At 54.2% G+C, this 11,509-nt stretch carries 10 protein-coding genes; 7 read left to right on the plus strand and 3 right to left on the minus strand.

All coding sequences use genetic code 11. The features are described from left to right. The coding region (gene tatD / locus FDW95_RS22090; protein ID WP_137363616.1) for a 3'-5' ssDNA/RNA exonuclease TatD at positions 1 to 781 on the plus strand (781 nt) is incomplete at its 5' end. A gap of 7 nt (positions 782 to 788) precedes the next feature. Here tatD and rfaH read toward each other — a convergent pair. Next, a complete protein-coding gene (gene rfaH / locus FDW95_RS22095) occupies positions 789 to 1,277 on the minus strand; it encodes a transcription/translation regulatory transformer protein RfaH (RefSeq protein WP_115259830.1) in 489 nt (162 codons plus the stop codon). 204 nt (positions 1,278 to 1,481) lie between these two features. Between rfaH and ubiD the strand changes: the two genes are divergently transcribed. Beyond that, entirely contained in the window at positions 1,482 to 2,975 is a 1,494-nt protein-coding gene (ubiD, locus tag FDW95_RS22100; RefSeq protein WP_096758902.1) for a 4-hydroxy-3-polyprenylbenzoate decarboxylase, read from the plus strand. Positions 2,976 to 3,015: 40 nt separating this feature from the next. After that, positions 3,016 to 3,717 carry an NAD(P)H-flavin reductase gene (gene fre, locus FDW95_RS22105; RefSeq protein WP_096758901.1) on the plus strand — a complete coding sequence of 234 codons (702 nt, stop codon included), beginning with the start codon at positions 3,016 to 3,018 and terminating at the stop codon, positions 3,715 to 3,717. Positions 3,718 to 3,900: 183 nt separating this feature from the next. Here the strand turns inward: fre and fadA are convergent, their stop codons facing one another. Next, positions 3,901 to 5,064, minus strand: coding sequence for an acetyl-CoA C-acyltransferase FadA (fadA, locus tag FDW95_RS22110; RefSeq protein ID WP_115259829.1), 1,164 nt, complete (start codon positions 5,062 to 5,064; stop codon positions 3,901 to 3,903). Between the two features lie 9 nt (positions 5,065 to 5,073). Beyond that, complete coding sequence (gene fadB, locus FDW95_RS22115) at positions 5,074 to 7,263, minus strand: fatty acid oxidation complex subunit alpha FadB (RefSeq protein WP_096758899.1); 2,190 nt, start codon at positions 7,261 to 7,263, stop codon at positions 5,074 to 5,076. A 189-nt stretch (positions 7,264 to 7,452) separates the two neighbouring features. On the opposite strand from fadB, the gene pepQ reads away from it, so the two are divergent. The 4 genes from pepQ to hemG are packed head-to-tail and all read left to right on the plus strand — an operon-like array spanning position 7,453 to position 11,445. Beyond that, entirely contained in the window at positions 7,453 to 8,784 is a 1,332-nt protein-coding gene (pepQ, locus tag FDW95_RS22120; protein ID WP_115259828.1) for a Xaa-Pro dipeptidase, read from the plus strand. Next, entirely contained in the window at positions 8,784 to 9,398 is a 615-nt protein-coding gene (locus FDW95_RS22125) for an IMPACT family protein (RefSeq protein WP_096758897.1), read from the plus strand. The genes pepQ and FDW95_RS22125 overlap by 1 nt, the downstream gene beginning before the upstream one ends. 38 nt (positions 9,399 to 9,436) lie before the next feature. Then, positions 9,437 to 10,888 carry a Trk system potassium transporter TrkH gene (trkH, locus tag FDW95_RS22130; RefSeq protein ID WP_115259827.1) on the plus strand — a complete coding sequence of 484 codons (1,452 nt, stop codon included), beginning with the start codon at positions 9,437 to 9,439 and terminating at the stop codon, positions 10,886 to 10,888. 11 nt (positions 10,889 to 10,899) lie between these two features. Further along, complete coding sequence (gene hemG, locus FDW95_RS22135) at positions 10,900 to 11,445, plus strand: menaquinone-dependent protoporphyrinogen IX dehydrogenase (RefSeq protein WP_096758895.1); 546 nt, start codon at positions 10,900 to 10,902, stop codon at positions 11,443 to 11,445. Positions 11,446 to 11,509 lie beyond the last annotated feature (64 nt).

The raw sequence follows: 11,509 nt of genomic DNA on the forward strand, positions 1-11,509 counted from the left end.
GTTTGATATTGGCGTTAATCTAACCAGTACGCAATTTGCAAAAGACAGGGATGAGGTTGTCGCGCGTGCCTTTGCTGCCGGCGTAAATGGCATGCTTTTGACCGGAACTAACCTGCACGAAAGCCAGCAGGCGTTAAAACTGGCACAGCATTATCCACATTGCTGGTCCACCGCGGGTGTTCACCCGCATGACAGTAGTCAATGGCAACCCTCAACGGAAGAGGCGATTGTGGCGCTGGCAAACCAGTCTGAAGTGGTCGCCATTGGTGAATGTGGGCTGGATTTCAATCGCAATTTCTCCACGCCGCAGGAGCAGGAGCGGGCGTTTGAGGCACAACTGCGTATCGCCGCCGAGTTGCAGATGCCGGTTTTCATGCATTGCCGCGACGCACATGACCGTTTTCTGACGCTGCTCGAACCCTGGCTGGACAGCCTTCCAGGCGCTGTATTGCACTGCTTTACCGGCTCACGCCAGGAGATGCAGGACTGCGTAGACAGGGGGCTGTATATTGGCATCACCGGATGGGTCTGCGATGAGCGTCGGGGCATGGAACTTCGGGAACTGCTGCCGTTTATCCCAGTGGAAAGGCTCCTGATCGAAACCGATGCCCCTTATTTACTTCCCCGCGATTTAACTCCGAAACCGGCTTCACGTCGTAATGAACCTGCGCACCTGCCGCACATTCTTGAGCGTATTGCGCACTGGCGTGGAGACGATCCTCAGCGCCTGGCAGCCGCTATCGACGCCAATGTCAGGACACTCTTCGAAGTCACCTTCTGAAGCGGATTTAGATTTTGCGAAAACCGGTGTTTTTCACGCTCTGCTTAACCTCTTTATTCAGCAGGTTAAGCAGCAGCATGGAGCGTGCCTCGCCATCTGGTTCGGTGAAAATTGCCTTCAGCCCTTCAAATGCACCTTCGGTGATAATCACGCTATCTCCTGGATACGGGGTTTCAGGGTCAATAATCCCTTCTGGTTTGTAGATGGAAAGCTGGTGAATAACGGAAGACGGAACTGTTGCGGGTGTTGCACCAAAGCGGACGAAATGGCTGACGCCACGCGTGGCATTGATGGTGGTGGTGTGGATCACTTCCGGGTCGAATTCGACAAACATGTAGTTAGGGAAAAGTGGCTCACTGACTGTAGTACGTTTTCCACGCACTATTTTTTCCAGGGTGATCATGGGCGTCAGGCAGCTCACGGCCTGTCTTTCCAGGTGTTCCTGGGCACGCTGAAGTTGCCCGCGTTTGCAGTACAGTAAATACCAGGCTTGCATAATAACTCTTATCCGCTTGTTCTGAGCGTAAGCATAACAAAAGCCATGCACTAAGTTAATTATACCCGCCTCAACGCAACCCGAAACTCAATGGGTATATAATCCCTGCGCTTGCATGTACCGCCAGAGTTCACGCTAATTTAACAAAAATACAGCATCGCAATGATGAACGCCGTATAATGAGGCGCTTACGAAGAGGCCACAATGGACGCCATGAAATATAACGATTTACGCGACTTCCTGACGCTGCTTGAACAGCAGGGTGAGCTCAAACGCATTACGCTTCCAGTGGATCCTCATCTGGAAATCACTGAAATTGCCGATCGCACGCTGCGTGCGGGCGGGCCCGCGTTGTTGTTTGAGAACCCTAAAGGCTATTCGATGCCGGTGCTGTGCAACCTGTTTGGCACGCCTAAGCGTGTTGCAATGGGGATGGGACAAGAAGATGTCTCTGCGCTGCGGGAAGTGGGTAAGCTGTTGGCGTTTTTGAAAGAGCCGGAGCCGCCAAAAGGGTTCCGCGATCTGTTTGATAAGCTGCCGCAGTTCAAGCAGGTTTTGAATATGCCGACCAAACGGCTGCGCGGTGCACCTTGTCAGCAAAAAATCGCGTCAGGCGATGACGTCGATCTCAACCGTATTCCCATCATGACCTGCTGGCCGGAAGATGCCGCCCCGCTGATCACCTGGGGGCTCACCGTGACGCGTGGCCCGCATAAAGAACGGCAGAATCTGGGCATCTACCGTCAGCAGCTGATCGGCAAAAACAAGCTTATTATGCGCTGGCTTTCCCATCGTGGTGGCGCGCTTGATTATCAGGAGTGGTGTGCAGCCCATCCTGGTGAGCGTTTTCCAGTTGCGGTAGCGCTGGGGGCCGATCCGGCAACGATTTTGGGCGCGGTAACGCCGGTACCTGACACGTTATCGGAATACGCGTTTGCCGGACTGTTGCGCGGTACCAAGACCGAAGTGGTCAAATGTATTTCCAACGATCTCGAAGTCCCAGCCAGCGCAGAGATCGTGCTGGAAGGCTACATCGAGCCGGGGGAGTTAGCGCCGGAAGGTCCGTACGGCGACCATACGGGTTACTACAATGAAGTGGATAGCTTTCCGGTCTTCACCGTCACGCACGTCACCCAGCGTGAAGATGCTATTTATCACTCCACCTACACCGGGCGTCCACCCGATGAACCTGCCGTGCTGGGCGTGGCGCTGAACGAAGTGTTTGTGCCGATTCTGCAAAAGCAGTTCCCGGAAATCGTCGATTTTTATCTGCCGCCGGAAGGTTGTTCGTATCGACTGGCGGTTGTCACGATCAAAAAACAGTACGCCGGTCATGCCAAACGCGTCATGATGGGCGTTTGGTCGTTTTTACGACAGTTTATGTACACCAAATTTGTTATTGTCTGCGATGACGATGTCAACGCACGTGACTGGAATGATGTGATTTGGGCGATTACCACCCGTATGGACCCGGCCCGGGATACGGTGTTGGTAGAGAATACACCGATAGATTACCTGGATTTTGCCTCGCCGGTCTCCGGCCTTGGTTCAAAAATGGGCCTGGATGCTACCAATAAATGGCCGGGTGAGACCCAACGTGAATGGGGACGTCCGATTAAAAAAGATCCCGAAGTGACTGCGCGCATTGACGCAATTTGGGATGAGCTGGCCATCTTTAATGACGGCAAAAGCGCCTGAGGCGCGATCGTTTTGCCTATTGATCCGACAGAGAGAGCGCATGACAACCTTAAGCTGTAAAGTGACCTCGGTAGAAGCTATCACTGACACCGTATATCGCGTCCGTTTAGTGCCAGACGCGGCGTTTTCCTTTCGTGCTGGTCAGTATTTAATGGTCGTGATGGATGAACGAGATAAGCGTCCGTTCTCCATGGCCTCAACGCCGGATGAGCACGGGTTCATTGAGCTGCACGTGGGTGCCTCTGAGCTTAACCTGTATGCGATGGCCGTCATGGATCGCATTCTCCAGGATCGAGAAATCAACGTGGATATCCCGCACGGCGAAGCCTGGCTGCGTGACGATGAAGACCGACCGCTGATCCTGATTGCTGGCGGCACCGGCTTCTCTTATGCGCGCTCGATTTTACTGACCGCGCTGGCGCGCAACCCAAACCGTGACGTGACGATTTACTGGGGCGGGCGTGAAGAGAAGCATCTCTACGATCTCGGTGAACTGGAAGCGTTGTCTGTTAATCACCCGAACCTGCGCGTTGAGCCCGTGGTCGAACAGCCTGAAGAAGGTTGGCGTGGTCGTACGGGTACCGTACTAACGGCAGTATTGCAGGATCATGGCACGCTGGCTGAGCATGACATCTACATTGCCGGGCGTTTTGAGATGGCAAAAATCGCGCGCGATCTGTTCTGTAATGAGCGTCAGGCGCGTGAAGATCGTCTGTTTGGTGATGCGTTCGCTTTTATTTAAAAATAAAAAACCCGCCCCTGACAGGCGGGAAGAACGGCAACTAAACCTTCTCTCTTCGCCATTGGCACCAATGGCTTTGAGATAACATTTTGTAGGCTGGATAAGACGTTTTTTACGTCGCCATCCGGCATCGTTGCCGGGGGCGCTTCGCTTGCCCGGCCTACAAGATGCGGCACTCTGTGATTACACTCTCTCAAATACCGTAGCGATACCCTGACCCAACCCAATACACATCGTCGCCAGACCAAACTGCACGTCTTTACGCTCCATCAGGTTCAGCAGGGTGGTGCTGATACGCGCACCGGAACATCCCAGCGGGTGGCCCAGGGCGATCGCACCGCCGTTGAGGTTGATCTTCTCGTCAATCTGCTCCATCAAGCCCAGATCTTTAATGCATGGCAGGATCTGCGCAGCAAAGGCTTCGTTCATTTCAAACAAACCGATGTCACTGACGGAAAGCCCAGCTTTTTTCAGCGCCAACTTTGAGGCTGGAACCGGGCCGTAACCCATGATTGACGGATCGCAACCGACCACCGCCATTGAGCGAATGCGCGCGCGCGGCGTCAGGCCCAGTTCGCGGGCACGGCCCTCGCTCATTACCAACATAGCAGCGGCACCGTCGGAAAGCGCGGAAGAGGTACCGGCAGTGACCGTACCGCTAACCGGATCAAACGCCGGACGCAGGGTAGACAACGCTTCGAGGGTGGTTTCCGGACGGATCACTTCGTCGTAGTTAAACTGTTTCAACACGCCGTCGGCATCGTGACCGCCAGTCGGGATGATTTCATTTTTAAATGCGCCAGACTGGGTGGCAGCCCAGGCGCGAGCGTGTGAACGTGCGGCGAAGGCATCCTGCATTTCACGGCTGATACCGTGCATACGAGAGAGCATTTCCGCCGTCAGGCCCATCATCCCCGCGGCTTTTGCCACGTTGCGGCTCATTCCCGGATGAAAATCTACGCCGTGGCTCATTGGCACGTGACCCATATGCTCCACGCCGCCAATCAGGCAAGCCTGAGCATCGCCGGTCATAATCATGCGCGCCGCATCGTGCAGGGCCTGCATGGATGAACCGCACAAGCGGTTGACGGTGACAGCCGGGACGGAGTGTGGGACTTCCGCCAGCAGTGCGGCGTTACGGGCGATATTGAACCCTTGCTCCAGCGTCTGTTGTACGCAACCCCAGTAAATGTCATCGAGAGCCGCGGGCTCAAGCGCTGGATTCCGCGCCAGCAGGCTACGCATTAAATGTGCGGAGAGATCTTCTGCCCGCACGTGACGGAACGCGCCCCCTTTCGAACGGCCCATCGGGGTACGGATCGCATCAACAATTACAACCTGTTCCATTGTGACTCCTTAAGCCGTTTTCAGGTCGCCAACCGGGCGGGCAGGCTCAACCGAGGGATAGTACGGTTCGTTATGACGCGCTTTATTACGCAATCCTTCCGGCACCTCATACAGTGGGCCGAGGTGCTGGTATTGCTGCGCCATATCGAGGTATTTGGCGCTGCCGAGCGTATCCAGCCAGCGGAACGCACCGCCGTGGAACGGAGGGAAGCCGAGACCGTAAACCAGTGCCATATCGGCTTCCGCCGGGCTGGCAATGATGCCTTCTTCCAGGCAGCGCACCACTTCGTTGACCATCGGGATCATCATGCGGGCGATAATCTCGTCATCGCTGAAATCGCGCTTCGGCTGGCTGACGTCTGCCAGCAGGCCATCGACCGCAGCATCCTCTTCTTTCTTCGGCTTGCCTTTGCTGTCTTCTTTATAACGCCAGAACCCGAGACCATTTTTCTGTCCAAAGCGGCTGGCATCGAACAGGGCATCGATCGCGTCGCGATAATCTTTCTGCATCCGCTGCGGGAAGCCTGCGGACATCACTGCCTGCGCGTGATGTGCAGTATCAATACCGACTACGTCCAGTAAATACGCCGGACCCATTGGCCAACCGAACTGTTTCTCCATCACCTTATCGACTTTGCGGAAGTCCGCGCCGTCGCGCAGTAACTGGCTGAAACCGGCGAAGTAGGGGAACAGCACGCGGTTTACAAAGAAGCCAGGGCAGTCGTTGACCACAATCGGCGTTTTGCCCATCTTACTGGCCCAGGCGACGACTTTAGCGATGGTTTCATCCGAGCTTTTCTCACCGCGGATGATCTCAACCAGCGGCATCCGGTGCACCGGGTTAAAGAAGTGCATGCCACAGAAGTTTTCCGGGCGCTTCAGAACGCTGGCCAGTTCGCTAATCGGAATGGTAGACGTGTTTGACGCCAGCACGGTATCCGGGCGCACTTTATCTTCGGTCTCTGCAAGCACCGCTTTTTTCACTTTTGGATTTTCAACAACCGCTTCCACCACCACGTCCACGCGCTCAAAGCCGGTGTAGTCGAGGGTTGGTTGGATGGTGGAAATCACGCCCGCCATCTTCAGACCGTCGATCTTGCCGCGCTCAAGTTGCTTATTCAGCAGCTTGGCGGCTTCGGTCATGCCCAGCGTCAGCGATTTATCGTTGATATCTTTCATGATAACCGGCACGCCTTTCCAGGCAGACTGGTAGGCTATACCGCCACCCATAATGCCTGCGCCCAGAACTGCGGCTTGCTTCGGTGTCTCAATATCCTTCGTCAGTTTTTTCGCTTTCGCTTTGACGTACTGATCGTTGAGGAAAATACCGACCAGCGCACGCGCCTCGTTGGTGTGCGCCAGCGGGACAAAACTTTGGTTTTCCAGGTTCAGCGCTTCTTCACGACCAAAGCGGGCGGCAGCTTCAATCGTTTTCACGGCGGTGATCGGGGCTGGGTAATGTTTCCCTGCCGTCTGCGCAACCATGCCTTTGGCGATGGTAAAGCTCATGGCCGCTTCAATTTTGCTGAGTTTCAGCGGCTCCAGTTTTGGTTGGCGTTTGGCCCGCCAGTCGAGGTCGCCGTTGATTGCCTGACGCAGTACCGCCATTGCGCCCTCGAGCAGTTTTTCCTGCTTCACAATGCCATCAACCAGACCGATTTTCAGTGCCTGCTCGGCACCGACGTCTTTACCTGCGGCAATGATTTCCAGCGCGCTGTCTGCACCCAGCATGCGTGGCATACGCACGGAACCGCCAAAGCCCGGCATGATGCCCAGCTTGGTTTCCGGTAGACCGATGCGCAGGTCCGGGGTTGCCAGACGGTAGTCGGTCGCCAGGACGCACTCGCAGCCGCCACCCAGCGCATAGCCGTTGACCGCAGACAGGGTTGGGACAGGCAGATCTTCCAGGCGATTAAAGACGCTGTTGGCAAAGTGCAGCCACTGGCTTAGCTGTTCTTCAGGAACAAGGAACAGTGAAAGGAATTCGGTGATATCGGCACCGACAATAAAGGCTGCTTTGTTAGAACGCAGCAGCAGCCCTTTTAAATCATGTTGTTTCTCCAGCACATCCAGCGCATGGCCAAGGCTGGCTACGGTTGCCGTGTCGAGTTTATTGACTGAGCCAGGGGCATCGAACACCAGTTCGGCGATGCCATCTTCCAGCCAGTCGAGGTACAGGGTGTCGCCTTTGTAAAGCATGTCAGTCTCCTGAATCCGCAAGGTGATCTGGTCATACCAGATGAATCGAAGTGTGTGTTTTATGTTAATAAAATGCAAATGAATGATTAAAGAAATGACGGGCCGATCACGCTCGGCAGAAATCACGCAGTCACAGGACGATGTGCTAAGATGCGGAGACTTGAGGTCAAAAAAACAGAAGGGTAAATAATGGAATCACTGGCCGCACTCTATAAAAATCATATTGTTACCTTACAGGAACGGACCCGCGATGCGCTGGCACGTTTTAAGCTGGATGCGTTACTTATTCACTCCGGTGAGCTGGTTAACGTTTTTCTCGACGACCATCCGTATCCGTTCAAGGTCAATCCGCAGTTTAAAGCCTGGGTACCCGTCACGCAGGTTCCCAACTGCTGGTTGCTGGTGGATGGCGTTAATAAGCCTAAGTTGTGGTTCTACCTGCCGGTGGATTACTGGCACAACGTTGAGCCGCTGCCGACCTCTTTCTGGACCGAAGAAGTTGAAATTATTGCGTTGCCAAAAGCCGACGGTATTGGTAGCCAATTGCCTGCTGCCCGCGGCAATATCGGGTACATCGGCCCGGTACCGGAACGTGCGCTGCAGCTGGACATTGCTGCCAGCAACATCAACCCGAAAGGGGTGATCGACTATCTTCACTATTACCGTGCGTATAAAACCGATTACGAGCTGGCCTGCATGCGCGAAGCGCAGAAAATGGCGGTAAGTGGACATCGTGCAGCCGAAGAAGCGTTCCGTTCAGGGATGAGCGAGTTCGACATCAACCTGGCGTACCTGACAGCCACGGGGCATCGCGATACCGACGTGCCTTACAGCAACATCGTTGCGCTTAACGAACATGCCTCTGTACTGCATTACACCAAGCTGGATCATCAACCGCCGTCAGAAATCCGCAGCTTCCTGCTGGACGCCGGGGCGGAATATAACGGCTATGCGGCAGACCTGACGCGGACCTGGTCGGCGAAAAGCGACAACGACTATGCACAGTTGGTGAAAGACGTTAATGAAGAAGAACTGGCGCTAATTGCAACCATGAAAGCGGGTGTCAACTATGTGGATTATCACATTCAGTTCCATCAGCGCATCGCGAAGCTGCTGCGTAAACATCAAATCATCACCGACATGAGTGAAGAGGCGATGGTGGAAAACGATCTTACCGGGCCGTTTATGCCGCACGGTATTGGTCACCCGCTGGGATTACAGGTGCATGATGTCGCTGGTTTTATGCAGGATGATAGCGGTACGCATCTTGCCGCACCGTCGAAGTATCCGTACCTGCGCTGCACTCGCGTGCTGCAACCGGGCATGGTCCTGACCATTGAGCCGGGCATTTACTTTATCGAATCCCTGTTAGCGCCGTGGCGTGAAGGGCAATTCAGCAAACACTTCAACTGGCAGAAGATTGACGCGCTGAAGCCGTTTGGTGGTATTCGTATTGAAGACAACGTGGTCGTCCATGAGAATCATATCGAAAACATGACCCGGGATTTGAAACTGGCGTAATGGACAGTTGGTTAATCCCTGCGGCGCCGGTTAGCGTCGTTGAAGAGATCAAAAAAAGCCGCTTTATTACGTTGCTCGCCCACACGGACGGCGTAGAGGCGGCAAAAGCGTTTGTCGAGTCAGTCAGGGCAGAGCATCCGGACGCCCGCCACCATTGCGTGGCGTGGGTAGCGGGTGCACCGGATGACTCGCAACAGCTGGGCTTTTCGGACGACGGCGAACCGGCGGGGACGGCAGGTAAACCGATGCTTGCGCAGCTAATGGGCAGTGGCGTCGGAGAGATTACCGCGGTGGTGGTGCGCTACTACGGCGGTATTCTTCTCGGTACAGGTGGACTGGTCAAAGCCTACGGTGGTGGGGTGAGCCAGGCATTGCGGCAATTAACAACGCAGCGCAAGACGCCGCTTACCGAATATACTTTGCAGTGTGAGTACGGCCAACTGGCAGGTATTGAAGCACTGTTGGGGCAGTTCGACGGTAAAATCATAGCCAGTGATTACCAGGCATTCGTTCAGCTACGGGTAGCGCTTCCTTACACGAAAGTGAATGAATTTTCAGCAAGGCTGGCGGATTTTAGTCGAGGTTCATTGCAATTGTTAGCGATTAAAGAATAATCCCCACCTCATTTTAAAGAACTAAGGAAGCGGCAGAGATGCATTTTCGCGCCATTACCCGAATCGTTGGACTACTGGTCATTTTATTCTCGGGGACAATGATCATCCCCGGACTGGTAGCGCTCATCTACCGTGATGGGGCGGGTCGTGCATTTACGCAAACTTTCTTTGTCGCGCTGGCGATTGGCTCCATGCTGTGGTGGCCGAACCGTAAAGAAAAGGGCGAACTGAAATCCCGCGAAGGGTTTCTTATCGTGGTCTTGTTCTGGACCGTGCTGGGCAGCGTGGGTGCGCTACCGTTTATCTTTGCTGAAAGTCCAAACCTCACGATCACCGATGCGTTTTTCGAATCCTTCTCCGGCTTAACTACGACGGGCGCAACCACGCTGGTGGGGCTGGATTCATTACCACATGCGATTCTCTTTTATCGTCAAATGCTGCAATGGTTTGGCGGGATGGGGATCATCGTTCTGGCGGTGGCTATTCTGCCTATTCTTGGCGTCGGCGGTATGCAGCTTTACCGGGCAGAAATGCCAGGGCCGCTGAAAGACAATAAAATGCGTCCGCGTATTGCCGAAACGGCGAAAACCCTGTGGCTTATCTATGTATTGCTGACAGTGGCCTGTGCGCTGGCGCTGTGGTTTGCCGGCATGCCTGCGTTTGACGCTATCGGTCACAGCTTTGCGACCATTGCTATCGGCGGCTTTTCAACGCATGACGCCAGCGTGGGTTATTTCGATAGTCCGACTATCAACACAATTATTGCAATCTTCCTGCTGATCTCCGGGTGTAACTATGGCCTGCACTTCTCTTTATTAAGCGGGCGTAGTCTGAAGGTCTATTGGCGCGATCCGGAATTTCGGATGTTCATTGGGGTACAGCTGACGCTGGTGGCTATCTGTACGCTGGTATTGTGGATCCACAATACCTACGGTTCGGCGCTAACGACAATCAATCAGGCCTTTTTCCAGGTGGTGTCGATGGCGACCACCGCGGGGTTCACCACGGACAGTATTGCTCGCTGGCCGTTGTTCCTGCCCGTGCTGTTGCTGTGTTCTGCCTTTATTGGTGGCTGTGCCGGGTCAACGGGCGGTGGCTTGAAGGTGATTCGTATTCTGCTGCTGTTCAAGCAGGGTAACCGTGAGTTGAAGCGCCTGGTCCACCCGAACGCGGTTTACAGTATTAAGCTAGGTAACCGTGCACTGCCAGAACGTATCCTCGAAGCAGTATGGGGATTCTTCTCGGCCTATGCGCTGGTCTTTATTATCAGTATGCTGGCGATTATCGCGACCGGCGTGGATGACTTCTCTGCATTTGCTTCCGTTGTCGCGACGCTGAATAACCTGGGGCCAGGGCTGGGTGTGGTTGCCGACAACTTTGCCAGTATGAACCCGGTGGCGAAATGGATCCTGATTGCCAATATGCTGTTTGGTCGTCTGGAGGTCTTTACTCTGCTGGTACTCTTTACCCCTACCTTCTGGCGTGAATAATGGAGTAACACGTGAAAACACTGATTCTTTTTTCTTCCCGGGATGGACAAACGCGCGAAATCGCCGAGTATCTGGCTTCTGAGCTCAAAGAGTTGGGCATCTGGGCGGATGTGATGAATCTGCACCGCACCGAAGAGCCTGACTGGCAGCACTATGACAGCGTGGTGATCGGTGCCTCGATTCGCTACGGTCACTACCATTCTGCTTTTCAGACGTTTGTGAAGAAGCACGCTACGCGGCTGAACGCGATGCCGAGTGCGTTCTACTCCGTTAATCTGGTTGCCCGTAAGCCGGAAAAACGTACCCCGCAAACCAACAGCTATGCGCGCAAGTTTCTGATGAGCTCGCCGTGGCGACCCGATCGTAGCGCGGTGATCGCTGGCGCACTGCTTTATCCTCGCTATCGTTGGTATGACCGCGTCATGATCCAACTGATTATGAAGATGTCCGGTGGCGAAACGGATACGAATAAAGAAGTGGTCTATACCGATTGGGAACAGGTTGCGAGTTTTGCGCGAGAAATAGCCCAATTAACCAACAAAGCGTCGTTAAAATAAACGTAAAGAATAAAAAATACGCACTCGGAAAATTATTTTGAATTTCCCCTTGTCAGCCTGAAAT

Source organism: Citrobacter sp. wls718 (genome assembly GCF_005280945.1).
Classification (GTDB): domain Bacteria; phylum Pseudomonadota; class Gammaproteobacteria; order Enterobacterales; family Enterobacteriaceae; genus Citrobacter; species Citrobacter gillenii.